At 66.0% G+C, this 25,598-nt stretch carries 21 protein-coding genes; 4 read left to right on the top strand and 17 right to left on the bottom strand.

The window, feature by feature from the left end; translation table 11 throughout:
• Positions 1 to 8: 8 nt before the first annotated feature.
• From BKA07_RS04320 to dcd, 11 genes are all read right to left on the bottom strand, one after another.
• A complete protein-coding gene (locus tag BKA07_RS04320) occupies positions 9 to 701 on the bottom strand; it encodes a hypothetical protein (protein ID WP_167949807.1) in 693 nt (230 codons plus the stop codon).
• Positions 698 to 2,155 carry a sensor histidine kinase gene (locus BKA07_RS04315; protein WP_245161834.1) on the bottom strand — a complete coding sequence of 486 codons (1,458 nt, stop codon included), beginning with the start codon at positions 2,153 to 2,155 and terminating at the stop codon, positions 698 to 700. The genes BKA07_RS04320 and BKA07_RS04315 overlap by 4 nt, the downstream gene beginning before the upstream one ends.
• Positions 2,152 to 2,904 (bottom strand): response regulator transcription factor, encoded by a 753-nt coding sequence (locus BKA07_RS04310; RefSeq protein ID WP_167949806.1) that lies wholly within the window; start codon positions 2,902 to 2,904, stop codon positions 2,152 to 2,154. The genes BKA07_RS04315 and BKA07_RS04310 overlap by 4 nt, the downstream gene beginning before the upstream one ends.
• Positions 2,894 to 3,289 (bottom strand): monovalent cation/H(+) antiporter subunit G, encoded by a 396-nt coding sequence (mnhG, locus tag BKA07_RS04305; protein WP_167949805.1) that lies wholly within the window; start codon positions 3,287 to 3,289, stop codon positions 2,894 to 2,896. Before mnhG ends, BKA07_RS04310 begins: the two co-directional genes overlap by 11 nt.
• Positions 3,286 to 3,984, bottom strand: a complete 699-nt coding sequence (locus tag BKA07_RS04300; protein ID WP_167949804.1) for an MrpF/PhaF family protein — start codon at positions 3,982 to 3,984, stop codon at positions 3,286 to 3,288. Before BKA07_RS04300 ends, mnhG begins: the two co-directional genes overlap by 4 nt.
• The gene (locus BKA07_RS04295; RefSeq protein WP_245161833.1) at positions 3,981 to 4,610 is read right to left on the bottom strand and encodes a Na+/H+ antiporter subunit E; all 630 of its coding nucleotides are present in this window, start codon (positions 4,608 to 4,610) and stop codon (positions 3,981 to 3,983) included. The genes BKA07_RS04300 and BKA07_RS04295 overlap by 4 nt, the downstream gene beginning before the upstream one ends.
• Positions 4,607 to 6,190, bottom strand: a complete 1,584-nt coding sequence (locus BKA07_RS04290; protein ID WP_167949803.1) for a Na+/H+ antiporter subunit D — start codon at positions 6,188 to 6,190, stop codon at positions 4,607 to 4,609. Before BKA07_RS04290 ends, BKA07_RS04295 begins: the two co-directional genes overlap by 4 nt.
• Positions 6,187 to 6,843: a Na(+)/H(+) antiporter subunit C gene (locus tag BKA07_RS04285; protein WP_167949802.1), complete on the bottom strand. Its 657-nt coding sequence runs from the start codon at positions 6,841 to 6,843 to the stop codon at positions 6,187 to 6,189. The genes BKA07_RS04290 and BKA07_RS04285 overlap by 4 nt, the downstream gene beginning before the upstream one ends.
• Positions 6,840 to 9,884: a Na+/H+ antiporter subunit A gene (locus BKA07_RS04280; protein ID WP_167949801.1), complete on the bottom strand. Its 3,045-nt coding sequence runs from the start codon at positions 9,882 to 9,884 to the stop codon at positions 6,840 to 6,842. The genes BKA07_RS04285 and BKA07_RS04280 overlap by 4 nt, the downstream gene beginning before the upstream one ends.
• Positions 9,885 to 10,072: 188 nt before the next feature.
• Entirely contained in the window at positions 10,073 to 11,074 is a 1,002-nt protein-coding gene (locus BKA07_RS04275; protein ID WP_167949800.1) for a hypothetical protein, read from the bottom strand.
• On the bottom strand, positions 11,071 to 11,649 hold the full coding sequence (gene dcd, locus BKA07_RS04270; protein ID WP_167949799.1) for a dCTP deaminase: 579 nt from the start codon (positions 11,647 to 11,649) through the stop codon (positions 11,071 to 11,073). The genes BKA07_RS04275 and dcd overlap by 4 nt, the downstream gene beginning before the upstream one ends.
• Positions 11,650 to 11,981: 332 nt before the next feature.
• Between dcd and BKA07_RS19195 the strand changes: the two genes are divergently transcribed.
• The 3 genes from BKA07_RS19195 to BKA07_RS04255 all read left to right on the top strand — a co-directional run bounded on the left by BKA07_RS19195 (position 11,982) and on the right by BKA07_RS04255 (position 15,493).
• A complete protein-coding gene (locus tag BKA07_RS19195; protein WP_245161832.1) occupies positions 11,982 to 13,307 on the top strand; it encodes an LPXTG cell wall anchor domain-containing protein in 1,326 nt (441 codons plus the stop codon).
• A gap of 6 nt (positions 13,308 to 13,313) precedes the next feature.
• Positions 13,314 to 14,420: an ATP-binding cassette domain-containing protein gene (locus BKA07_RS04260; protein WP_167949798.1), complete on the top strand. Its 1,107-nt coding sequence runs from the start codon at positions 13,314 to 13,316 to the stop codon at positions 14,418 to 14,420.
• A 113-nt stretch (positions 14,421 to 14,533) separates the two neighbouring features.
• Positions 14,534 to 15,493, top strand: coding sequence for a hypothetical protein (locus tag BKA07_RS04255; protein ID WP_167949797.1), 960 nt, complete (start codon positions 14,534 to 14,536; stop codon positions 15,491 to 15,493).
• A 210-nt stretch (positions 15,494 to 15,703) separates the two neighbouring features.
• On the opposite strand, the gene BKA07_RS04250 is transcribed toward BKA07_RS04255, so the two are convergent.
• The 3 genes from BKA07_RS04250 to mmsB all read right to left on the bottom strand — a co-directional run bounded on the left by BKA07_RS04250 (position 15,704) and on the right by mmsB (position 19,831).
• Complete coding sequence (locus BKA07_RS04250; RefSeq protein WP_167949796.1) at positions 15,704 to 17,644, bottom strand: NHL domain-containing thioredoxin family protein; 1,941 nt, start codon at positions 17,642 to 17,644, stop codon at positions 15,704 to 15,706.
• A 241-nt stretch (positions 17,645 to 17,885) separates the two neighbouring features.
• Positions 17,886 to 18,626 (bottom strand): YggS family pyridoxal phosphate-dependent enzyme, encoded by a 741-nt coding sequence (locus BKA07_RS04245; protein ID WP_167949795.1) that lies wholly within the window; start codon positions 18,624 to 18,626, stop codon positions 17,886 to 17,888.
• Between the two features lie 248 nt (positions 18,627 to 18,874).
• Positions 18,875 to 19,831 (bottom strand): 3-hydroxyisobutyrate dehydrogenase, encoded by a 957-nt coding sequence (mmsB, locus tag BKA07_RS04240; RefSeq protein WP_425339317.1) that lies wholly within the window; start codon positions 19,829 to 19,831, stop codon positions 18,875 to 18,877.
• A gap of 90 nt (positions 19,832 to 19,921) precedes the next feature.
• Here mmsB and BKA07_RS04235 point away from each other — a divergent pair, with 90 nt between their 5' ends.
• Positions 19,922 to 20,797, top strand: coding sequence for a LysR family transcriptional regulator (locus BKA07_RS04235; RefSeq protein ID WP_167949793.1), 876 nt, complete (start codon positions 19,922 to 19,924; stop codon positions 20,795 to 20,797).
• Between the two features lie 101 nt (positions 20,798 to 20,898).
• On the opposite strand, the gene BKA07_RS04230 is transcribed toward BKA07_RS04235, so the two are convergent.
• The 3 genes from BKA07_RS04230 to BKA07_RS04220 form a co-directional block, all read right to left on the bottom strand.
• Entirely contained in the window at positions 20,899 to 21,645 is a 747-nt protein-coding gene (locus tag BKA07_RS04230) for a 3-hydroxybutyrate dehydrogenase (protein ID WP_167949792.1), read from the bottom strand.
• A gap of 142 nt (positions 21,646 to 21,787) precedes the next feature.
• Complete coding sequence (locus BKA07_RS04225) at positions 21,788 to 23,143, bottom strand: MFS transporter (protein ID WP_209043859.1); 1,356 nt, start codon at positions 23,141 to 23,143, stop codon at positions 21,788 to 21,790.
• Between the two features lie 255 nt (positions 23,144 to 23,398).
• Positions 23,399 to 25,450, bottom strand: coding sequence for a cytochrome c oxidase assembly protein (locus BKA07_RS04220; protein WP_167949791.1), 2,052 nt, complete (start codon positions 25,448 to 25,450; stop codon positions 23,399 to 23,401).
• Positions 25,451 to 25,598 lie beyond the last annotated feature (148 nt).

Here is a 25,598-nt window from a genome sequence, read left to right as displayed (position 1 = left end):
GCAGTGGCCTATTTGAACCTCGGGGCGGGGATCGTCTCACCGTCGACGCTGACCGTCGGCAGCATCTTCTCGAACTCCTCCGCCGCTTCCTTCTCCGATTCGAGGGCGCGCATCTCGATGCCGATCTCGACGAGGCGCCCGTTGGCCCTGTAGCCGATCCGAGTGCCGTACATGAGAGTCGGCTGCTTGTCGATCGCCATGATCTCCGAGGGGCCGAGTAGGCCTTGGAACGACCAGAAGTATCCCGCGCCGAGAGTGCCGGTGCGCTGCGAGGCGACCGTCGAACCCTGTTCCGAGAACGCAAACTTCTTCTTCGCCTCAACCACCGATCGCGGCGAATCCTCGTAGCTCTGGGTGCAGCTGATGACGACCACGTCGCGGTCGGCGACCGAGGTGCCTCGAGTGAAGCTGTGGAAGCCATCGGTGCCCGTTCCCTCCGACCAGCCGTCCGCCATGGCGAGGCCGACCTCGACGGGGCACTCCGTGCCGAGGCTGACCGATTCCGGGGTCATTCCCTCCGGAGCCCCGTCATCGGCAGGTGCGGTCGTGGGATCCTCCCCTGCCTCCTCCTGGACGGCCACACGGACAGGACCCGAGTCGCGCTCCGCGGTCCGAATCTGCAGAACCGAGCAGCCGCTGAGGAGGAGGCTGAGCAGGGCGGTTCCCGCCACGACCGTTCGGACCTTCGCCGCGTTGATCACGGTTCGTTCCCCGTGCGCGGATCCTCACGGATCTGTCGCCGCTGCTCCGAGTCGGGCCACCCGGGCGCGAATTGCGCGGAGCCGGGCTGCCCGGAATCGGGCTGCCGAGGTGGCTGCATCGGCGCCTGCTGAGGTTGCGGAGGATGCGGCGGCCAGGCGTGCTGCTGTCCGGGTTGGCCGCCGTACTGCTGGGGCCCGGGGTGACCGCCGAACTGCTGTGACCCGGGTTGGCTGCCGTACTGCTGTCCGGGCACCGGACCTGACTGCGGGCCGGCAGGTCCGCGAACCGTGCCCGGGCCGGGTTTGAATTGGGATTGCTGACCGGAGTCCGGTGGGAATCCGCCGCTGACCGATTCGCCGGTCGTGCGGTTGACGAGGTTTCCGTCGACGCGTTCGAGGCGCCGTTTCGAGGTGCGCCGCGGGGTGCCGAGGATGCGCCCCTGCAGCTCGGCCTCATTGGGCGCTCGGGGCGGAACGAAGCCGGGACTCTGACCGGAGTCGGGTAGCTGCACCGGCTGGACGGGATGCGATCCGGCAGCGGCGTGAGCACCCTGTTCGTCCATCGGCGGCACCGTCACCTGCGCGGCATCGCCGAGGACGGGAAGCACCATGCGGACCGAGGTGCCCACTCCCTCCTGGCTGAACAGCTGCACCGAGCCGCCGTGGCGGGTCACGATCGCGCGGACCAGGGACAGGCCCATGCCCGAGCCCGCTACGGCGCGAACGCGGGAGCCGCGGGAGAGTTCGTCCCACACCTGCTCCTGCTCGGTCAGCGGAATGCCGCTGCCGGTGTCGGCGACCTCGACGACGACCCACCGGTGGCTGTCGATGATCTGCTCATTGGCACGCAGTTCGACGACCTCGGCCTGGGAAGAGTATTTGAGAGCGTTCCCCAGCAGGTTGAGGATGGCGGTGAGCAGCAGATCCTCCTCACCGGCGACGTCGGGCAGACGCCAAGGGGCGCGGGCGACCGTGGCCACGATCATGCGGTCCTCGGCGCCCGGTGCCGTCGATGCGTCCTCGACGGCCTGGTGGATGAGCCCGTCGAGGTCGACCCGGGAGTAGTCGATGATGCGGGTCTCGACGTCGGCGAGTCTGCGCAGATCGGCCAAGAGGCGTGCCACCCTGCGCGAGGAGACGTCGACCTGTTTGGCCGAGGATTCGACCTCGGAGATCGTGCCGCCCTCGGCGACGACGTCGCGGATGCTCGCGGCCGAGGTCCGCAGTGCGGTGAGCGGATTCTTCAGCTCATGGTCGAGGCGGATGAGCATCCGGTTGCGTTTGGCCAGCGAGTCCTCGCTCGCGGCCGTCTCGATCGACTCACGCAGCGCGGCCTCACGCCTGCGCAGGTGTCTCCACGCGAAGTATGCGCCGATGGCCAGGCCTGCCAGCACGAGGAACAGCAGAAGCAGGAACAGCCAGATCTGGACTTCGACGACCAGAAAGTTCGTCATAGGGCCCTCTGGCCCTCTTCGCCTCGAACCTCGCCGACGAAACGGTATCCGCGGCCCTGCACGGTGGCGATCCACCGCGGTTCGGCGGCGTCCTCGCCGAGGACTCGGCGCAGCTCGGCGACACGGGAATCGACGGCCCGGGTGCCCACGGCCTCTTCGAATCCCCACAGGATCTCGAGCAGACGGGAACGTTCGATGAGTTCGTCCTGGTGGACCATGAGGTACTCCAGCAGGGTGAAGCCCTTCGGGGTGATGACGAGTTCGCGCTGGCCCAGCCAGGCGCGGCGGCCGACACGATCGAGTCGCAGACCGAAGCTCGAGGCCAGCACGGGCGCGGTGGCCAAGGGCGGCCCGTCGGTGTGGGTCCGGCGCAGCACGGCGCGGATGCGGGCCACGAGCTCGTGCGGGTCGAAGGGCTTGTTGAGGTAGTCGTCGGCGCCCTCTTCGAGCGCCATGGCCCGTTCGACGGCCTCGCCGACCTGGGTCAGCAGCAGCACCGGGACCCAGTTCTCCTCCTGGCGCAGCCGACGCAGGACCTGCCGGCCGTCGGCTCCGGGCATGAGCACGTCGAGGACGCAGACGTCGGGGTCGTGTCGGTGGATTTCGTCGAGGGCCAGCAGCCCGTCGCCGGCGGCGAGGACCCGGAACCCGGAGCGTTCGAGGAAGGGGACGACGGCGCCGAGCACATCGGGTTCGTCGTCGGCGACAAGCACCAAGGGCTGGGGTTCGTGCTGATTGTCAACCGTCATTGTGGTCCGTTCCGATCCCTTTCCTGCGTTCCCACGCGAGCTCTCTGGCCTCCGCCCGATCGACCGCCTCGGCGAGTTCGTCTCGGTACAGCATAGAACGACGCAGGTGCTTGGTGCGATAACCGGCGCGCCCCACCATGTGGGTGGCCACGGGAATGGTCACGAGCTGGAACGAGATGATGATCGCCAGAGTCGTCACCGTCGACCAGGTCGGGTACTGGATCGCGATGGCGACAGCCACCATCAGCAGCCCCAGCACCTGCGGCTTCGCACTCGCGTGCATGCGTGAGAGGAGGTCGCCGAAGCGCAGCATACCGAGTGCCGCGGCCAGAGACAGCACACCGCCGAGGAGGATGAGCACTGCCGAGATGATGTCGAGGATCATCGTGGCCCCCCTTCCTCGTCGTGTCCGCGGGAATCGTCCGAGTCGTGTGACTCGTCGGATTCGGATCCGGTGCGTTCTCCGTCGTCGGAGTCCTCCGGTCCCGGGTCCGGCCCGGTGCCCTCACCTTCGCCGCCGGCAGGCTCGGCGCCGGGGTCTGCACCCTGGTCGAGACCGACCGTCACGGGCACCTCCCCCTCTTGGACCGTGACGGCATCCGGACCGTCCGGGACGTCCCAGATCCCGCGGGCGACGTCTTCCGGCCACTTGCCGTCGGCTCTGGCTCCGGTGCCGGAGGCGTTCCCGGCTCCGGGAGCCGCCCCGGTGCCGGCCCCGCTCTCGGGCTCGCCGGTCGAGTCCTTGGGCATATGCCAATCGGAGGAGGAGAAGTCGCTCAGTGCCCCCGCCTCGGCGCCGGGGGTCATGGAATCGGATTTGGACACGTACCGGGAGACGCTGACGGAGCCGACGAATCCGAGCATCGCCAGGACGATGAGCACCGGCAGAAGATCCGTGCGCCCGGACAGCGCCATGAATCCGCCGAGACCGCACATGATGGCGGCCAGCACGACGTCGGTGGCGATCATGCGGTCGAGGATCGAGGGTCCGCGGACGATGCGGTACAGAGCGATGATCGCCGAGGCGGCCAGCAGCACCGCTGCCACGACCACAATGGTGTCGAGCACGATCTGACTCATCGGTCACCTCCGTCTTCCTCGGCCATCGGGTCGGGCGTCACCCTCAGCGCGGCGAGGTCGCGATGGGAGCCGAGGGCGCGGATGAGCAGCTCTTCGATGTGATAGACCTGCTGCTTGGCGGAGACGGTCTTCTCCTCGGAATCACAGTCGAGCACGTGCAGGTACAGGATGCCCATGGCTCGGTCGCTGTCGATGATGATCGACCCGGGGATGAGGCTCGCGGTGTCGGCGACGAGGGTCATCAGCAGATCCGAGCTGGTGCGCAGATCGCAGGCGATGACCGAACCGGCGCCCACCGCGCGGCGACGGAAGGCGTACCAGGCCACCTCGACGGAGGCGTGGATGAGCGAGTACAGGAACCACAGGCCGTAGCGGAGGGCGTGGATGATGTTGAACCGTCCGGAGAGGACCACCGGCGGCAGGTAGAACACGCGGGTCACCAAGAACGCGATGACGACGCCGGTGATGATGTGCATGAGCGACACCGAGTCCCAGAGCATCACCCACAGGAGGACGAGGAAGAACACCAGCACGAGCTGCTGGACGAAGCTTCTGCGCCGCGTCATCCGGGGCGGGCGGCTCGACGGACGGTCCGATGGTCGTTTGGACGGTCGATCGGCGCTCATGAGTCATCACCTCCCAGCACGTTCGTCACATAGCTGATCGGGGACTGCAGGTTCTCCGCAGCGCGGTTCGACAGATCCCACAGCGGACCGGCGAAGACGGTGAGCACGATCGAGGCGACGACCACGATCGTCGTGGCGGCGATCATGGGCCCGGGCACACCGATCTGCGCCTTCCAGGTCCTGCCCGCCAGCTTGGCCTTCTTGCGTTCGGCGAACTCTGCGACGAGCTCCTCGTTCGGCTCCTCAGCATCGGCCGGGTCGCGCCAGAAGGCCAGATTGAAGGTACGTCCGATGACGTAGAGAGTGAGCAGACTGGTCACGGTGCCGGCGACGATCAGCACCGTCGCGAGCCAGCCCTGGTCGGAGAAGCCGGCGGCGAAGAGCGCGACCTTGCCGATGAAGCCGGAGAACGGTGGGATGCCCGAGAGGTTGAGGGCGGGGATGAAGAAGATGATCGACAGTGCCGGCGAAAGCACCATGAGCCCGCCCAGCGACCTCGTCGAGGTGGATCCACCCCGCATTTCCACCATGCCTATGGCCAGGAACAGTGCGGTTTGGACGATGATGTGGTGGACCGTGTAGTAGATGGCGGCCGAGAGCCCGACAGTCGTGCCCAAAGCCACGCCGAAGAGCATGTAGCCGATGTGGGAGACCAGGGTGAAGGACACGATCCTCTTGATCTCCGACTGTGCGATCGCGCCCAAGATTCCGATCACCATCGTCAGGGCGGCCGCGATCAGCAGCGGCACTCGCAGGGAGGATTCGGCGAAGAGCACGGTCTCGGTGCGGATGATCGCATAGATGCCGACCTTCGTCAGCAGGCCCGCGAAGACCGCTGTCACCGGGGCCGGAGCGGTCGGGTAGGAGTCGGGCAGCCAGAAGGACAGCGGGAAGATCGCGGCCTTGATCCCGAAGCCGATGAGCAGAAGGACATGCAGGATCATCTGCACATCCGGCGGCAGATCGCTCAGCCGCTCGGACAGCTGCGCGATATTCACCGTTCCGGTCGCCGCGTAGATGACGCCGATTGCCGCCAGGAAGATGATCGAGGACACGAGGGAGATGACGACGTAGGTCACGCCGGCCCGGATGCGCTCGGCCGTGGCTCCCAGGGTCAGCAGGACATAGGAGGCGACGAGGAACATCTCGAAGCCGACGTAGAGGTTGAACAGGTCACCGGCGAGGAAGGCGTTGGCCACGCCCGCGCACAGCACCAGATAGCTGGGGTTGAACACCGAGATCGGGGTCTCGTTGGAGTCGTCGTTGGCGTCCTGGCTGAGTGCGTAGATGAGCACGCACAGGGTGACCAGGGAGGAGACGACGAGCATGAGTGAGGAGAGCCGGTCGGCGACGAGCACGATTCCCGACGGCGGCTGCCATCCGCCGATCGCTACGACCTGTGGGCCGTGGGCGTCGATGCTGAAGAGCAGGATGAGCGCGATGACCATGACCGCGCTGAGGATCAGGACCGACACGACGTTCTGCGCACGCGAGTGCTTCGACAGCACCAGTGCCAACCCGGCCCCGATGAGGGGCAGGAGAACGGGCAGCGGCACGAGCACGGAGAGGAGATCGGTCATTTCTTCTCCTCCGTCTCGGTTCCCGCGGAACCTCTGTCGTCCTCGCCCGTGGAGCTGGGTCCGGGATCATCCGCCGAGGCGGGTCCGTCCTTGTCCGCCGAGGTGGCACCGTCCTCGCCCGTGGAGCTGGGTCCGGGGTCGTCCGCCGAGGCGGATCCGGGGTCGTCTTCGGTGTCGCGCTCGCGGGGTGTGCCGTCGTCGTCGAGGTCGACGGCGCCGGTGATCGGGTTCTCGGCCTCGTCACCGAACTCGGTGTCGTCGTAGTCCGTGCTGGCCTCAGCCTCGGAGTCGATCATCTTCGTGATCGCCACCTGCAGGTCGGCGGTGTCGTCCTGCAGCGAATCCGCCCTGACCAGACGCCAGGAGCGGTAGATCATCGCGAGGAGGAACGCGGTGACCGCGAACGTGATGACGATGGCGGTGAGGATGAGCGCCTGCGGAAGCGGATCGGACATGCCCACCGTCGACAGGTCCTTCCCATCGGTCAGCGGAGGTGTGCCTCTGCCCGCGGTGAGGATGATGAGCAGGTTGACGCCGTTGCCGAGGAGGATGAATCCCAGCAGCACGCGGGTCAGGGATCGTTCGAGCATGAGGTAGATGCCGCAGGCGAAGAGGAAGCCCATCGCGAGCACCATGATGAAGGGCATGGTCATAGTCGTCCCCCTTCGGCACCGTTGTCCACATCGAGGTGGTTGACGCGGTCGAGGATCTCGGAGACGGCATCGTGCTCGGCTTCGGCGCTGAAGTTCTCCGACAGGTTGTAGGACTGGTTGAGCCGAGAGGTCAGCACCATCTCATCGCGCTCCTGGTGCAGGTCCACCTCGGCGCCCAGGGATCGGAGGATGTCGAGCATGAGGCCGACGACGATGAGGTATACGCCGATGTCGAAGAGGGTCGAGGTTCCGAACGACAGATGCCCGAGCACGGGAACGTCGCCCTCGAGGTAGACGGACTTGAACACCGCGTCGCCCCAGATCCAACCGCCGATGCCGGTGAGCACGGCCATGATCATTCCGGTTCCCAGCATGCCCGATGGAGTGAAACGGGCCGCTTCGGCGAGTTCGAACTTGCCCCCTGCGAGATAGCGAACGACCAGTGCCAGGCCGGCCACGAGCCCTCCGGCGAAGCCGCCGCCCGGTTCGTTGTGGCCGGCGAACAGCAGGTAGACGGAGAAGATGAGGACCGCGTGGAAGACCAGGCGAGCGGTGACCTCGAGGATGATCGACCGGTTGCGCGGGGCCAGTGTGCGACCGGCGATGAGCCAGGACACCCGGCGCTGCGCCACGTCCTCGCGTTCGGGGTCGTGGTAGGTTCCGATCTCTTCGGGGACCGGCTGGAAGCGCACGCGCCCCTGGACTTCGGTGCCGTCGCGGCGGGAGATGAAGCGGTGGAGGTGACCCTCGCGTCCGCGGACGAAGATCAGTCCGGCGATTCCTGTGCCGGCCGCGACGAGGACCGAGATCTCACCGAGGGTGTCCCAGACGCGGATGTCGACGAGGGTCACGTTGACGATGTTCTTGCCGTGGCCGAGTTCGTAGGCGAGCTGGCCGAAGTCGACGGAGACCGGTTCGCTGATGCGCACGCCCGCGGCGATGAGGACGACGAGCATCATCGTCACACCGACGGCGCCGCCGATGATGGCCCGCCAGGCCGGAGTGAATCGTCCCGTGCTCTGACCGATGCGCGCCGGCAGACGACGCAGGACGAGGACGAAGACGACGATCGTGATCGTCTCGACCAGGACCTGTGTCAGGGCCAGGTCGGGGGCTCCGACGAAGGCGAAGTAGGCGACCATCGCGTAGCCCGAGATGCCTGTGACGACCACAGCCGTGAAGCGCTTCTTCGCGCGGGTGGCTGCCACGGCGACGACGATGAGGACGGCGGCGACGATGAAGTCGAGCGGGGTGTCGAACAGTTCGAAATCGATGTTCCAGGTGTCGTTCGCGATCACAGCCAGACCGACACCGGCGACGAGGACGAGGTAGACCACACTCTGGTAGAACGGCAGCGAACCTCGCTGAGTGCGCGAAGTGACCCACAGGGCCAGCTTCTCCATCCAGTTGATCAGCTTGCGGTAGAGGTCGTGGAAGTCCAGACCCGAGGGCAGGGTCGATTGGATCTTCGCAAAGGAATCGCGAACGAAGAAGAGTCCGACGCCGACGGCGATCGTGACCGCCGACAGTGCCAGGGCAGGTTCGAGTCCGTGCCAGAGGGCAAGATGGTAGTCGCCGTCGCCCGGGTCGACGGCCGGCAGCTGGGACGTCCAGGCGCTGAAGTAGCCGTCGAGGAGTCCGGACGCGGGCCCCAGCACCACGGTGAGCACGGTGAGCACGATCGGGGAGATGACCAGTGTGATCTTCTCGTCGCGGCGGGCGATGTCGTCGACGCCGTCTTTGCTCGAGAACGCGCCCCAGACGAAGCGCGCCGAATACGCCACAGTGAGCATCGAGCCGATCATCACCCCGACCAACGCGATGATCGATGCCTTGTCGCCCGAAGCGAGCAGGGTCGAATAGACCGCCTCCTTGGACACAAAGCCCAGCAACGGCGGCAGACCCGACATCGAGGCCGCCGCGATCGTGGCGCACACGGCCACGACGGGAAAGGCCCTCCAGCCTCCGGAGAGCTTCGTCAGGTCGCGTGTGCCCGCACGGTGGTCGATGATGCCCACACATAGGAACAGGCAGGCCTTGAACAGGGCGTGGGCGATGAGCATGGCCAATGCGGCCTTGGTGATGTCGGGCGTGCCGAACGACGCCAGGGTCGTGAGGAATCCGAGCTGGGAGACCGTGCCGAAGGCGAGCAGAAGCTTGAGGTCGGTCTGCTTGAGGGACTGCCAACCGCCGATGAACATCGTCAGCAGACCCAGGGTGAGCAGGGTCTCCGACCATCCGGGCAGTGTGTGGTATCCGGGGGCGAGGCGCAGGACGAGGTAGATTCCGGCTTTGACCATCGCCGCTGCGTGCAGGTATGCGCTGACCGGTGTCGGTGCGGCCATGGCCCCGGGGAGCCAGAAGTGGAAGGGAATCAGCGCGGACTTCGAGACCGCACCGACGAGGATGAGGATCACTGCGGTGACGATGATGGGTCCGGTGTCCATGCCCAGGCTCGCCCGCTCCATGAGAGTCGAGATCTGACCGGTTCCGGTCGCGGACATCAGCAGGATCATGCCCACGAGCATCGCCAGCCCGCCGGCCGTGGTGACGATGAGCGCCTGCAGGGCGGCCTGGCGGGAGCGGCGGCGGGACTGGCTGTGGCCGATGAGGAGATAGGAGAAGACCGTGGTGCCTTCCCAGAACAGGTAGAGCATGAGCAGCTCGTCGGCGATGACGAGTCCGTACATCATTCCTGCGAAGGACATGAAGACGGCGGCGAATCGGGCCAGGCCCGGCTCATCGGGCGGGAAGTAGCGGGCGCAGTAGACGAAGACGAGGGTGCCGACCCCTGTCACCAGGAGGCTCATGACCCAGGAGAGTTCGTCGAGCCGGAAGATGCCCTCGAGGCCCAGCGCCGGCAGCCAGTCCAGGCTCTCGACCCGGGGCGATCCGGCCGGTCCGAAGACGTCGGGGACTGCGGCCAGGCTGAGGATCAGCCCGGCCAGCGGCACCAGCGCGAGGAGGCAGAACCCGTCGCGACCGAGGCGCCTGACCAGTGGGTACGCAATGACAGCAGCCCCGAAAAAGGCTCCTGTCATGACTATCACCGGCGGACACCTCCGTCATTTATAAGATTTGCCAGAATGTAGTTCTCCACAGTATTTTCTCACGATGCACCACCTATCTCCCAATCAACGACGCCTTCGACGGCAGTCATCAATCCCACATTTCGGCGGGAATAAGGCCACCGGGGACGGGGAACCAGGACCACCGGGGACGGTGCGCTTCAGCTGCGCAGCTGACTGCTGGTGACGAGGAAGCCGTTCTCATCCAACCCGGTTCCGTCGCAGCCGATGAGCAGCTCTGCCCCGATGCCGTCGACGAGTCGGGCGACCTGGTTGCGCATTCGACGGAAGCCTCGGCTCTGGCGGGGCTGGTATCGCTGGGATTCGGCGTCCATCCAGTGCACGTGGTATTCGACCAGGGGCTTGGGTCGATGGGCCGCGATGATCGGCGGCACCCATTCGGCCTCCATCACGCGGATCTCGAGCTGCCCTGCCGCCTCGTCGATCTCTCCGAGAGGAACGAGGAGGGAGTACCCGTCGAGGATGACCGGCGCAGAGGGATCGAAGAGCGGGTCGTCGATCGAGGCCTGGGCCAGGACCGCCTCGTCGGGGGTCGGCAGTGCCTGCTGAAATGCGTGCGGGGCGTGCCTGCGGACCAGGGAGAGGGCGACCTCGGGTTCGAGCCAGTACGAGGAGTAGAGGTACAGGTCGATCTTCGCCTCCGGGTCGGGCACGATGACCCGGGTCGCCAGCCCCGCTTCGTCCGCGAGGCGAACGCCGGTGTGCAGGCGCGAGGCGATGGACAGGATGAGGCTGAGCGTGCGCTCCTCCTCCCGGTCGGGCAGGCCGGCCGGAAATGCTTCGTGGAGTCCGTCGGCGTCGGCGAACCAAGCCGGTGGAGGCACGGGCTCCCGATCGCGTGGACAGTCGATGACGATCGCGTGACTCGCCCATTCGGGGACTTCGAGCGCGGCGATCGTGGCCGCGTCGAGGCCGGCGCCCTCACTCAGGCGGGAGTGCCGACTGAGTTTGAGCTGGCCGTTGCCGTCCAGTCGCGGGGCGATGTCGGGAAGCCGGTTGTGCACGAGCGCGAGCACGTCGGAGACCTCGATGCCCTCGTCCAGGAGAAGCAGATGGAATCCGCGCAGGTCCGCCGAGGTGTTCGTGTCACCGACACGCTCGGCAGCCTCACGCTGCATCCGCAGCTCTCGGCGAGTGGTCACATGCCCCTCCGGTAGAAGTTGAGGTGCGATCGGGACGCGGTGGGGCCCTGCTGACCCTGATAGCGGTTGCCGGTGGCGTCCGAGCCGTACGGGTGCATGGCGGCGGAGCTGAGGCGGAAGAAGCAGAGCTGGCCGATCTTCATACCCGGCCACAGTGTGATCGGCAGAGTCGCGACGTTCGACAGTTCGAGGGTCACGTGACCGTTGAATCCGGGATCGATGAATCCGGCGGTGGAGTGGGTGAGCAGGCCGAGGCGACCCAGTGAGGACTTTCCCTCGAGACGGGCGGCGACGTCATCGGGCAGGGTGACGAGCTCATGGGTGGAGGCGAGGACGAATTCGCCGGGGTGGAGCACGAACGGCTCTCCGGGAGCCGACTCGACGAAACGAGTGAGTTCGGGCTGATCGAGGCTGGGATCGATGACCGGATACTTGTGGTTGTCGAACAGCCGGAAATAGCGATCCAGGCACACATCGACGCTGGCGGGCTGGATCAGAGAGGGATCGTAGGGGTCGAGGGCGATGCGTCCGGAGTCGAGCTCGGCGCGGATGTCGCGATCGGAAAGGAGAGTCACGCTTCCGATGGTAGTCGCCCTGGGGCCCCAGTGCAGTCCGCGCGATTGATACCGGAGCGACCAAACCCACAATCACGCCGACACGCCGACCGTAGATAACGAACGAATAACAATACGCTCGAATTTTGCTGGTTTCTCCCCGTGTGTCTCCCCAAAGTCACCGGTGAATGCTTTAGAGTGAGGAACTGTACGAACCCGCGCACGATGGTGCCTTCCCCTTCTCAAGCCAAGGAATGCCGGGAGTTCCATCGCCTTTCGTGGGTTGACAACAATCGAAAGGCATTACTGTGAAGACCACGCGTCTTGTGCTTGCCCCCGCAGTAGCCGTTGCATTGACAGGTCTTGCTGGCGCCCCGGCGTTCGCAGCAACGGAGTCCGCTACGGCGTCGCGAGCAGACGAGCTCTGTGCATATGACGACGCACAGCAGTCAAACGACCCCGAAACCGATTCGAAGGTTCCCGATAGCTCGGACCCCCAGGCGACGCTCTCTGCCGCACAGGTGACCCGGGCCGACATCGCGGAGCGCAAGAAGGGCATCGGATTCTCCGGCACCGGATTCACCCCCGATGAGAAGGCGACGGTCACGGTCGTCGGCACCGATGGGTCCAAGTACTCGCCGGAGAAGAAGCTGACCGTCGATGAGAAGGGCAAGGTGTCGGGCACCTACTTCTTCTCCGTCACGGACGACGCCAAGGTGCCCTCGGGCAAATATTCGCTCTACCTCACCGACGAGAAGACCGAGAAGGACTCCTCGAAGGTCACGTTCGAGGTCGTGCCGACGGCCGACGACGTCGAGGACGACGCCAAGGGCTCTGATTGCTCTTCCGCAACAGGCCCGGCCCCGGAATCGAATGCGCCCTCAACCGAGGATCCGAGCGAAACCGCCGCGTCGACTCCCTCCGAGACCAAGTCGGACGAGCCGAGCGAGGATGCGACCGAGACCAAGGAAGCTTCGAAGCCGACCGAGACCGAGTCGAAGACTCCGGAGCCGACCGAGTCCGAGGATCAGACTCCGAAGTCCACCGAGACCCAGACCCCCGAGCCGTCGGATTCCGAGTCTTCGGAGGACGCGACCGAGGACGGCTCCGAGTCCGAGGAGACCGCTGAGGACGACAAGGCTGCGAAGTCGACGACCGCTCCGGCCAGCCCGGGCACCGATGAGGATGAGAAGGAGGCCGCGTCCACCGCGACCCAGGCGCTCATCATCGAGCCGACCGAGATCAGCTCCGAGGACTTCCTCAACGAGGGCATCAAGCTCGGCATCACCGGTGCCCAGCCGGGCGAGAAGATCTCGATCACCGTCGAGCACGCCCAGGGCAAGGTCGACCGCTACACCATGACCAAGGAAGCCGATTCCGAGGGCAAGGCGACCTTCGGCGTGCAGGCGAAGGTCAAGGCGGTTCTGGGCACGTACAACGTCACGGCCCAGACAGACAGCTTCGACAAGCCGCAGGGCGGCAGCTTCACCGTCGTCACCAACGGCACCGCGGTCGACGAGGATGGAGGAAACGGCAGCGACAGCGGCAGTGACCTGCCCCGCACCGGTGCCGAAATGACCGGATTGGCTCTCGGCGTCGGACTTCTCGTCGTCGGTGCCGCAGCCGTCGTCATCACTCGTCGACGGATGACCGCCTCCGACGATCCTGCGGAGTTCTAAGATCCGTTGAACGACGAATTGTCCCTGGCGGGGCTGCACCTCGGCAGACACCAGATCGATCTGGGCTGTCTCCGAGCAGGGACAATGCTCGGTCTCATGGGCAGCACGGACAGCACCACTGAGGTGGTGCTGTCCGTCGCTGCGCGCGCCGACGTCGCACCTCCGCCGCAGTTCCCGACCGGAATCCGGTCGGGACTGAAGCGTGTGCGCAGATGGGTGAGAACGCATCTTCGTGAGGTCGATGCCGGATCCGGGGAGGCGGCATTGGCTCAGGCGTGTTCGGAGTTCGGGGTCAGACCGGATGTGCTGAAACGCCGAATCGGCGAACTCGACGCGAGTGAGCGCGCGAAGCTCGGTCTGGCTGTGGCGTGGGCGAGCGGATCGACCTGGCTGACCTTCATCGATCCGTTCGCCGGGGTCCCCGGCCATGCGCGCGCGGGGCTGCGCGGCCGATTGGCCGATCTGGCAGCCGCACACGGTCGAGGGATCGTCTTCAGTTCGAACACACTGACCGACTTCACCGTCGCCGAGGCGGGTGTGGCCGATATCGAGAACGGCGAACTCGTCGCGTTCGGCACTGTGGAACAGGTCGTCTCGGAACCCAGAGGGTCGCTGCCGGCAGAGCTCAGCGGGGTCAACGTCTACTCGGGACTGGCGCGCAAGGGTTGGCTGTCGATCGGACACTCAGCGGTCAAGGCACGAACCGAGCTCGACGGGAAGGTCTTCGTCACCCTCGGGTGGCGCAGTGCGCTTCTGTCGCTGGACGAGCACGACGAGGCGTTCACCTCGGCAGCGGTGTTCGAAGCCATCGTCATCGGACTGCGCGATCGCGGATCCTGCCTGCAGGCGAAGCTGTCTCCGGTCGACACGGAGATGGGGCTGGCCCTCGACGTGGACCTGGCGGACCTGGCCGGCGTCTCCGGGACCCGGAGCGTCTTGGAGGCTCAGAGCGGCTCCGTGGCTCTGGGCGTCTCCGGGGCTCGGGGCGGGTTCGGGATACTCCACCCCAGCCTCGGCGGATCGCTTCCCGAGCTGCGTGCCAACGTCAAGGTCGGCACCCACGTCTTCGTCGAAGTCGACACTTCGGCGCTGCACGCATACTCCGTGGAATGATCCCTTCCCACGCATCCGGCTCCCCGCCCCGCGTGTCTTCGCTGCTTCGCGAACCGAGCCGACTTTGGCATTAAACTGAAGTTTCTTCATCCCCCACCGAATCAGGAGAGGCAATGCGCACCTCACGCAAGCTTCTGATTTCGGCGCTTCTGGTCATCGTCCTCACAGTGGCTGCGGTTCCGCTCCTCAACCTCAGCGTCTACACCCCCGCGCGCGCCGCCGAAGCCTACATCTCGGCGATCGAGGACGCGGATGCCGAGCGCGCCTTCTCCTACCTCACCTCCCCCACCCCGTCCTCGACTCTCGCGCTCAACCACGATGTGCTCAACGCCGCTCCCGACCTGCCGCGCGACGCCGAGGCGACGACGGTCTCGACGGACGGCGACCGCGCGAAGGTCGAGCTCAGCTATGTGCTGGCCTCGCAGACACAGACCGTGGAGCTGTCCCTGGTCAAGCTGCCCGCTACCGCCGGCCTGTTCGACCGGTGGGCGATCGAGCAGGAGGAGTGGCCGACGCTGGATCTGCAGGTCTCCGGTTCGTCGACGGCCACGGTCAACGGCTACGGCGTCGCCGCCGGTGAGGTCCCCGTGCTGTTTCCCGCCACCTACCTCGTCGGCTTCGATGCCACTTACCTCAAATCGAAGTCAGAACGCGCCGAGGTGAGGGCCCCGACCGACACCGCCACGATCAAGCTCTCGCCCGAGCCGACGCCGAAGCTGGAGCAGGCCGTGGACGATCAGGTCACCGAGCATCTGCACAAGTGCGTGAAGTCCGAGACCCTGTACCCGGCGGGCTGTGTGTTCGGCTACGACACGGACAACGAGATCCTCGGCGATGTGAAATGGTCGCTGACGCGCGAGCCACAGGTCAGCCTGACCGCCTCGGGCAATGACCTCGAACTCACCCCTTCGACCGTCGAGGTCCGCGTCCAAGGGCGCTACCGCGATATCGTCACCGCGGCCGAGCACGACTTCGACGAGACGCTGTCCTTCGTCATGGGAGGCTCCGTCGTCGTCAAGTCCTCGCAGGTCAGCTTCGACCCGCGCCGCCTCGGCAACGTCACGGTGATGTAGACGGCGGCGCGTGCCGGGGTGGGGCGCGTGCCGGGGCGGGGCGCCTCTCGTGAGTGTGGGCATATGGTCGAAAAGCGGGAGTTCTTCGACCATATGAGCACTATGACGCGCGGGGCGCCGGGCCGACAGCGGCAGGCGGGCACGGCCGCTTTCAGTGCCGTGGACACAACCGCAGGTACGCCGCCTTCAGGGACCTGGACCGCCCCGTCGTCAGGCGCCGCGGAGGTCGAGGGTGAGCTCGGCGGGAGCTGAGGCGACGAGGTCGACGGGGATGCCCCAGTCCTGCTGGTAGAGGTGGCACGCGGCGTGCAGGGGAATCTCTCCGCCGGGTTCACCGTCGCAGGCGGCGGCCCGTGCGGTGACGTGCAGGACACCGGATTCGAGCTCGGGGTTGAGGACGATGTCCCGGTTGAGCCCTTCTGCGTCTCCGCTTCCGGAGATGATGAGCTCCGGCGGCGTCGAGGAGACCTGCAGGTAGGTGGGGTCTCCCCACCTGTCGTCGAGCTTCTGACCTGCCGGAACGGTGAAGCTCACGCTCACCGACACCGGCCCCGAGGCGATCTCGGTCGAGGGGCGTCTGCTGGTGAGTGCGCCTTCGTCGACCCGCTGGGCGTCCTTGGGCAGCTTCACTCGGGTCAGAGCGTGCGAGGCGGATTCGACGATGAGGAGTTCGGCTTCGGCGGCTTCGGCGGCTCCGGCGGATTCAGTGGCTTCGACGACGAAGATGTCGGAGGGTTCGCGCAGGCCGCGGGCCAGGGTCGAGACATCGTTCGTGGTGAAGTCATAGCGTCGGATCGCACCGTTGTAGGTGTCGGCGATCGCAACCGAGCCGTCCGGCAGGCTCCGCACACCCAAGGGATGCTGCAGTCTGGCCTCGGCGGCGGGACCGTCACGGAAGCCGAAGTCGAAGAGTCCTTCACCGATCAGGGTCGTCACCGCTCCGGTCTTCGGATCGAGGCGACGGACCGCGGAGGTCTCGGAGTCGGCGATGAAGACGTCACCGTCCGGGCTGAGGTCGAGGCCCGAACTCTGGGCGAACCACGCAGTCTCCGCGTCGCCGTCCGCCAATCCTTCGTTCATGGTGCCCGAGAGCAGGCGGATCGCCTGGGTCTCGGGGTCGAACGACCACATGGTGTGGTTGCCCGCCATCGCCACGACCACCTCGGCGGTGGAGGGGACGAAGATTACATCCCACGGCGATGAGAGCTTCACGTCGAGGGCGGGACCGTCATAGCGGCCGAGTTCGCCGTGGGTGCCGACCACGTTGTCGATCGCGCCGACCATGTGCTGCTCACCGGTGCCGGCGATCGTCGTCACGGTCTCGGTCTCGAGGTTGATGCCTCGCAGACTGTGATTGACGGTGTCGGCGACGACGAGGTGGTACCCGGCCTTCGCTGCCACGGTCGCCGGCAGCACGGCGATGCCGCCGGGTTCGCTGAAGGATGCCCGGGCGAAGTCACCGTCGGCTGCGCCGCGTTCACCTGTCCCGATGCGACGGATGACGGTCTGCCCTGATGCGTCGTATTCGACGAGGCTGTGGTGGCCGGAGTCGGCGACGAGGAGGTTGCCCGAGGGCAGTGCGGTGACCTTCCCCGGGTAGAACAGCTCGGTCTCCGGGGCCGGTGGTGGCACGTAGGGGCCGTCTCCCGAGTGCAGTGTGCCCTTGGCCGAGTGCTCGTCGATGAGGCCTTCGATGATCTCGCCGAGCCCAGCGCCGTGACCTTCACCGGACAGTGTCGCGACGAGGTAGCCCTCCGGGTCGATGACGGCCAGTGTGGGCCAGGCGCGTGCGGTGTAGGCCTGCCAGGTGACGAGGTCCGGGTCGTCGAGGACGAGGTGTTCGACCTGGTAGCGTTCGACCGCCTGATCGACTGCCTCGACGGTGCGTTCGAACTCGAATTTCGGCGAGTGCACGCCGATGATGACGAGCTCCTTGCTGTACTTCTCCTCGAGCGGTCGCAGCTCGTCGAGGACGTGGAGGCAGTTGATGCAGCAGAAGGTCCAGAAGTCGAGCAGGATCACCTTGCCGCGCAGGTCGGCCAGGCTCAGCTCCTTGCCCCCGGAGTTCATCCAGCGCCGGCCGATGAGTTCGGGTGCGCGCACCTTGATCTGGTGTGGGGATGTCGGGGATTCCTGCGGGCTGGCGTTCATGGTCCCATTTTCACATTTTCCCCGCCGAGGCGGCAGGACGGATGTCATCATGTGACCAATGACCCAGGTGGGCTCCGGTGGGTGACGCCCTCGCGGGCACGTTTCACGCGCACGCGGTTGCGCGGCTCTGGGTCATGCCGTCGCGCGGCACGGGCTCATGTGGTCGCCCGGCACGGGCGCTTGCGGCTGCGCGGGCTCGGGCTCACGTGATCGCCCGACTCGGGTTCACCCGGTCACGCGCTCAGCTGTAGTCGCGGGCTCCGAACACGCTGGATCCGACGCGGACCATGGTCGCGCCTTCGGCGATGGCGAGCTCGAAGTCGCTGCTCATCCCCATCGACAGCTCGTTCGCCTCGGCCGGCATGATCCCCGAACCGATGAGCTTCTGACTCAGCTCCCTCAGGTCGGTATAGCTGGGACGGATCTCCTCGGCCGTGCGCCCGGGCAGGCCGATCGTCATGAGCCCGCGCAGTCTCATCCGAGTCAGGTCTCGCAGCTCGACGATGAGCGCCTCGGCGTCCTCCGGCGCGATGCCGGACTTCGAATCCTCGCGGGAGGTGTTGACCTGCACGAAGCAGTCCACGGTCTCGTCGAGCACGCCGAGGCGGTTGTTGATCTTCCTCGCCAGTTCCAGGTTGTCGATCGACTGGATGCAGTGCGCGTGACGCAGCGTGTGGTTGACCTTGTTCTTCTGCAGCGGACCGATGAGGTGCGCCTCGTGCGTGAGATCGTCGAGCTCCTCGGCCTTGCCGACGAGTTCCTGCACCTTGTTCTCGCCGATGAGTGTGAATCCGTGCTCGATCGCGACGCGGATCTTTTCGGCCGGTTGGGTCTTGGTCGCAAGCAGAACCTTCACGTCGGCAATCGTCCGTCCGCTCGCCTCGGCGGCGGCAGACGTGCGTGCGGCCACCTCGTCGAGGTGGTCCCTGATGGGAGCAGCGGCGTCCGGGTTCAGCGGTTCGGATGGATCTGAGGAGCTCATGCTTCCAGTCTTGCACGGACCCGCCGAAGTTGCAGATCGTAGGTGGCGTGCGACGTGGGAATCCCCTCCGCGAGCGTGAATGGGGAAACGGGTGGCAGGTTCTCTTCGATTATCGAACGGATTTCGAAGAGAACCTGCCACCCGTTGCGTTGCTGGGTTCTCGCGTTTGGTTGCTGGGTTGTCGCGTTTGGTTGCTGGGTTGTCGCGTTTGGTTGCTGGGTTGTCGTTGCGGGACTGCCCGGCAGTCCCTATTCCGGCAGTCCCGGTGCTCTCGCGTCGATGTTCTTGATCAGCGCCGAAGTGTCGAGTCCTTCGAGGCCCTCGTCGACGAGCTTCTGCAGCTGCGCGTGGACGAGCTTCGCTGCCGGCAGGTCGAGCCCCTGAGTCTGGGCACCGGCAAGTGCGAGCCCGACGTCCTTGTGCATGAGCGCCGTGGCGAACCCGGGCTTGAACGAGTTGTTCGAGGCCGCGGTCTCGGTCACCCCCGGCACGGGGTACCAGGTGCGCAGCGGCCAGGAGTCGCCGGAGGACACGGTCGCGATGTCGTAGAAGGCCTTCGGGTCGAGCCCGAAGCGATCGGCGAGCACGGCACCTTCGACGACGCCCTGCAGACTGATCGAGAGCATCATGTTGTTGACGATCTTCGCGGCCTGACCGGCGGCCGAGCCGCCGGCGTGGAACATGTTGCCGGCCATCGGCTCGATGAAGGTCTTGGCCTCGGCGACGTCCTCATCGCTGCCGCCGAGCATGAAGGTCAGCGTGCCGGCCTCAGCACCGGTGACGCCGCCGGAGACCGGACCGTCGACGAAGCGGAATCCGGCGTCGGCCGCCTCGGCGTGCAGGGCGCGGGCGGAGTCGAAGTCGATCGTCGAGGAGTCGACGAGGAGAGTCTTCGTGTCGGCATGCGCCAGGACTCCGTCGGCTTCGAGGTAGACCGCACGGGCGTGCTCACCCTTGGGCAGCATCGTGAACACGATATCGGCACCGGCGACCGCCTCGGCGGCGGACTTCACTGGATTCACCCCGTGCTTGGCCGCCTCCTCGACGGCGATCGCCACGAGATCGAAGCCGTTGACGGTGTGCCCGGCCTTGACCAGATTCGCAGTCATCGGACGGCCCATGTTCCCCAGGCCGATCCATCCAATCGTCGACATACTATGCCTCCTCGCATCATGTTCGCAGTATGTTGCAGTGTTCCCACTCACATTACGCCAGTCATCGGGGCGGCACAGGCGCGGCAGAATCACATATTCCGCACCGGATATGTGCGCGTACGCAGATAGGATGGAGTCACTATGGCTTCATATGCACCAGGTGGCTCGGGTTCGCAGATCTCTCCGGAGGATCTGCTCACGCTGCTCGCCGTGGCCCGTCTGGGCAAGTTCACGGCCGCCGCGCACAGCCTGGGCCTCAACCACACCACCGTGTCCCGACGCGTCGCCGCCTTGGAGAAGGCCTACGGCGAGCGGATGCTCGTGGCCACGCCCGACGGTTGGGAGCTCAGCTCCGCCGGTCGGCATCTGCTGCCCGTGGCCGAGGACATCGAGTCCGCCTTGGGCCGCATCGACGCTCACGCCGACTCGGCCCTGTCCGGGACGATCCGGCTGGCGTGCCCGCAGGCCTTCGCACTCGAATACGCGGTCCCGGCGTTGGCTCACCTGCAACGCAGTCATCCGGGTCTGCAGTTCGAACTCATCACCGCGACCCAGCGGGCCCGACAGTACCGTTCGGGCGTGGACATCGAAGTCGTCGTCGGCAGGCCGGATGCTCCGCGCAGCGTCGCGAAGCTCATCCGCGACTACCGGCTGCAGCTCTACGCTTCGCGCGATTACCTGCGTTCGCACACGATGCCGATGACGATGGACGAGCTCGCCGATCACCGGCTCATCTACTACATCGAGAATTCGCTGCAGGTCGATGACCTCGACGAGGCGGGCAATGCGCTGCCGCGGGGCAAGGGGTTCTTCCGCTCCACCTCGGTGCATGCTCACGTCCTCGCGACATCCAACGGGGTCGGGATCGGCATCCTGCCCGACTTCCTCGCCGCGAACAACAGCCGACTGGTGCAGGTGCTGCCCGAGGAGTTCTCGAAACCGGTCTCCTACTGGGCTTCGGTCCGCCACGAGTCCCTGCGCAATGCCGGGGTCCGCAGCGTCCTCGAAGTCCTCTGAACCGTCCTCACCCGGCCCGCGCGAGCTCAGACCGCGCGAGCTCAGCCGGCGCAACCTCAGACTGCGCAACCTCAGACTGCGCGAGCTCAGACAGCGCGCCCTCAGGCGGCGGACCAGCCACCGTCGACGCTGTGGGCGCTGCCGTTGATCACGGCGGCGGAGTCGCTGGCCAGGAAGAGTGCCAGCTGGGCGATGTCGGCGGGCTCGGCGAGCTTCGACACCGCGGAGTGGCCGAGGAAGACCTCGTCGAGGACCTCGTCCTCACTGATGCCGTTCGTCTTCGCCTGATCGGCGATCTGGCCCTTGACCAGCGGTGTGAGCACATAGCCGGGATTGATCGCATTGCAGGTCACACCGTGTGGGCCCGCCTCGAGCGCGGTGGTCTTCGTCAGGCCCATGAGCCCGTGCTTGGCTGCCACGTACGCGGATTTGTTCGCCGAGGCGCGCAGACCGTGGACCGAGGAGAGGTTGATGACCCGACCCCATCCGCGCTCGTACATGCCCGGCAGAGCGGCCTTCGTGAGCACGAACGGCGCTTCGAGCATGAGGGTGCTGATGAGTCGCCATTCCTCGAGCGGGAATTCCGTGATCGGGTGGATCCGCTGAATGCCTGCGTTGTTGATGAGGATGTCGACATCGAGATCGACCCCATCCAGCGCCGAGGTGTCCGCGAGGTTGACGGTCCAGGCCCGGCCCCCGACGTCGTCGGCCACGGCTTCCGCGGTATCCGCGTCGACGTCGGCGACGATGACGTGGGCCCCCGCCGAGGCGAGAGCTTCGCTCATCGCCTTGCCGAGGCCGGAGGCTCCCCCGGTGACGAGTGCCCGTTTGCTGCTGAGATCGACCATTGCTGTTCCTTCGCCTTCCGTTCATGTCTTCAGCTGTGCGCCTCGGTGTCCGAGTCTCTCGGGCCTGCAGCGTCTTACGTGACGCATCCGGGCGGTGTCGACGCACGCCGACACCGCCCGAACAGGTGTCACTGCCGACCGGTCATCGCCGGGCGGCGTGGCGACGATCCTTGTCCACCTGATCGAGTGAACGCAGATCGATGCCCTTCGTCTCCCGGGTGAACAGGAGCGCGACCATCGAGATCGCAGCGGCGATCAGAAGGTAGACCGCGATCGGCACCGAGGAGTCGAACTGCTGCAGCAGCGCACTGGCGATGATCGGCGCGAACGATCCCGCCACGATGGCCGTGACCTGGTAGCCGGTCGAGACTCCGGAGTTGCGCATGCGCGTCGGGAACATCTCCGACATGATGGCCGGCTGACCGGCGTACATCAGGGCGTGGAAGATGAGGCCGAGCAGCAGGGCGAGGAAGATCAGCCACGCCCTGCCCGTGTCGTACATCGGGAAGGCGAAGAAACCCCACGAGGCGGTGAGCACGATGCCGATGCCGTAGGGCATCTTGCGTCCTACCTTGTCCGCCAGGGCACCGACGAGCGGGACGAGAACCGCATGGATCGCGTGGGCTCCGAGGAGGAGGCCCAGAATCTCGTTCGATTCGATCCCGACCGCAACGGCCAGATAGGTGATCGAGAAGGTCACGACTATGTAGTAGTGGATGTTCTCCACGAACCGCAGACCCATCGCGGACAAGACCTCACGCGGGTAGCGCTTGAAGACGGCCTTGACTCCGTAGTCCACGCCCTCTTCGATCTCCTCGGCCTGGACCTGCTCGAAGATCGGTGCGTCGGAGACGCGGGTGCGGATGTAGTAGCCGATGAGGACGATGATCGCCGAGAGCCAGAAGGACACGCGCCAGCCCCATGAGAGGAAGTGCTCTTCGGTCAGCGTTGCGGTGAGCACGAAGAGAACACCGGTGGCCAGCAGGTTGCCCAGCGGCACACCCGACTGCGGCCACGAGGACCAGAAGCCGCGTTCCTTGTCGGGTGCGTGTTCGGCGACGAGGAGGACGGCTCCGCCCCATTCGCCGCCGACGGCGAATCCCTGGACGACGCGCAGAAGCACGAGAAGGATCGGTGCGAAGGGGCCGATCTGCTCGAAGGTCGGCAGACAGCCCATGAGGAATGTGGCCGCGCCGACGAGGACGATCGACAGCTGCAACAGCTTCTTGCGACCGTATTTGTCGCCGAAGTGGCCGAACACGATGCCGCCGATGGGGCGGGCGACGAAGCCGACCGCGTAAGTCGCGAAACCGGCCAGAATCGGTGTCAGGGGGTCATCGGACGGTGGGAACAGAATGTGGTTGAACACCAGTGTGGCTGCCGAACCGTAGAGGAAGAACTCGTACCACTCGACGACGGTTCCGGCCATCGAGGCGGCGACGACCTTGCGCAGCTGTGCACGGATCGTCTTCCTCTCTGCATTGCTCGAAGAACTCATGACTCTCCTTGATTTCCACGATCCGCGTCACCGTTGAATGTGCGGATCGACTCGCTGTGACGCCCCAGTCCGGCGGCATGCGTGCCTGCAAACCCCTGCTATGCGGTTTCAGGTCCACGCCATGGGCACGGATTATGCAACGTCGGATTCGATATCATCCATGCAACAGTCTGACTCATATCGCCGCCGAACGGGCGCACTCAGGGCTCGAATCCGGGAATTGTTCCTGCACATTCCCGCACACGAGGTGTGCAGTCATCTGCCCTGTCGGGCCATCGAGGCGAGCATGTCGTTGTAGGCACGAAGCTCCGCGTCATCGGTGCGTGCCTCACGGCGATCGATGCGTCTGGCCTCACGGTCAGAGGACTTCGACCACTGCACGGCCACCATGATCGCGATGAACAGGGTGGGGAACTCGCCGATTCCCCAGGCGATTCCGCCTCCCAACTGCTGGTCCTCGATGGCCGAATACCCCCAGTCAGCACCGATGTTGCCGAACCAGTCGCCCTCGATGAGGACCTCGGAGCTCATGATCGAGATGCCGAAGAACGCGTGGAAGGCCATGGTGATCAGCAGCATGAGCAGTCGCAGCGGATATGCGGGCCGCTTCACGCCGGGGTCGATGCCGATGAGCGCCTGCGCGAAGAGATAGCCGGCGCCCAGGAAGTGGATGATCATCAGCTCGTGGCCGAGGTGCCATTCGAGCGCGTACTTCATCACGCCCGAGTAGTAGAAGACGACGAGGGAACCCGCGAAATTCACGCTCGCGAAGATCGGGTGGGCGAAGAACCGCATGTACGGAGTGTGGACGAGCCACAGCACCCATTCGCGGACGCCGCGCGACCCGTCCGTGCGCGCCTTCGTCCCGCGCATGAGCATCGTGATCGGAGCGCCGAGCACCATCGGCAGCGGCACCACCATGACGAGCAGCATGTGCTGGATCATGTGGGCGGAGAACTGGATCTCACCGTAGACACGCACACCCCCCGAGGTGACGTAGACGAGCAGGACCATGCCCAGCAGCCAGCTGACGAGGCGATGGATCGGCCAGGTGTCGCCTCGGCGGCGGAGGTTGACGAATCCGGCGATGTAGGCCGCGGACAGGCCCACCGCGACGACGACCCACAGCGGGTCGAGGGACCATTCCGTGAAGTACCGGGCGAATGACGGCGGCGGCGGCAGCGGCTCCCCGGTCAGGATCTCGGCCGGGGACGGATCGCCCACGGGTTCCTGCGGCACCGGCGGCTGGGACCGCGACAGCGCGACCGCCAGTCCCATGGTGGCACCGAAGATGACGAATTCGACGACGATGAGTCGCCAGAATTCCCGTGCCGCCGAGGCGGCTGCCCCCAACCGTCGGATGACGAACTGCCGATGCCAGAAGCCGATCAAGCCGAGCAGGATCGTGCCGAGCGCCTTCGCCACGATGACCTGACCGTAGGGGGTCATGAGATCGTCGAAGCTGTGGACGCGCAGCAGCGAATTCACGACGCCGGAGTAGGCGACGACCGCGAAGGCGATGAGCGCGAACGACGAATACCGTTCGATCGTCGTCCGCAGCTGAGCTGACTTGGCCAAGTCGGAGCCGAGTATGGCGATGACGAAGAGACCACCCAGCCAGATCGTCACGCCCACCAGGTGCAGTCCGATGCTGTTGACGGCCTGGCTGTGGCCGGAGGCCTCGGCGGAGTGGCCCATGAGGGCCAAGGGGATCATCGCACCGACGCCGAGCACGCCGGCGATGGCGATGCCGAGGTAGGAGCGGGTGCCGAAGCACAGGGTCGAAGCTACCGCGATGAGGACGACGATGAGCGTCCACAGCTGGCCGAAGGCGATCTGGGTCAGAAAGACGCCGAGCTGATTGGAGAAGTCGACGTAGGCCTGGGCGCCGACGGTGTCGGCCATGGTGAGGACGAGGACTCCCACGGCGGAGATCGTCCAGACGACCGAGGCCACCTCGGCGATCTTCAGCGTCTTCTCCCACAGGCCATTGAGAGGTTCGTCCTCAGCAGCCCCTGTCTTCGCGGCGGCCTGTTTTCGGCTGCGGCCACGGCCTCGGGCACGAGGGAGGATGAGGAGGGCGAACATCAGTGCGCCCAAGGTCAGGGCCATGGAGATGTTGAAGACGAATTTCGCCGCCGGCAGCCCGAATCGGACGTAGGGGCCGGGGTCGTTGAGGAGCGTCGCCTCGGCCGCTCCCGTGAAGAGCATCGCGGCCAGGCCCGCGGCGAGTCCGAGGATGACGACGATGGGAACGGCGGCGCGAGTGGCGAATCGGGTGACCGATTCGAAGACGTGAGTGCTCACTGGTGGCTGACCGCCGCTTCATTCATGGTTCAAGGATATCGCCGGAGTCTGAAACCCGGCTAACCGCACGGCCCCGACGTGGCGAGATCTCGCCGGGCAACGTCGGATCGAGTCTCGTCGGCCGAGGTCGGGTCGAGGACCGAGCGAG

It is taken from the genome of Brevibacterium marinum (assembly GCF_011927955.1).
GTDB classification, from domain to species: Bacteria; Actinomycetota; Actinomycetes; order Actinomycetales; family Brevibacteriaceae; genus Brevibacterium; species Brevibacterium marinum.
The sequence above is the reverse complement of the archived record's forward strand: the minus strand, read 5'-3'. Positions and strand labels throughout refer to the sequence as shown.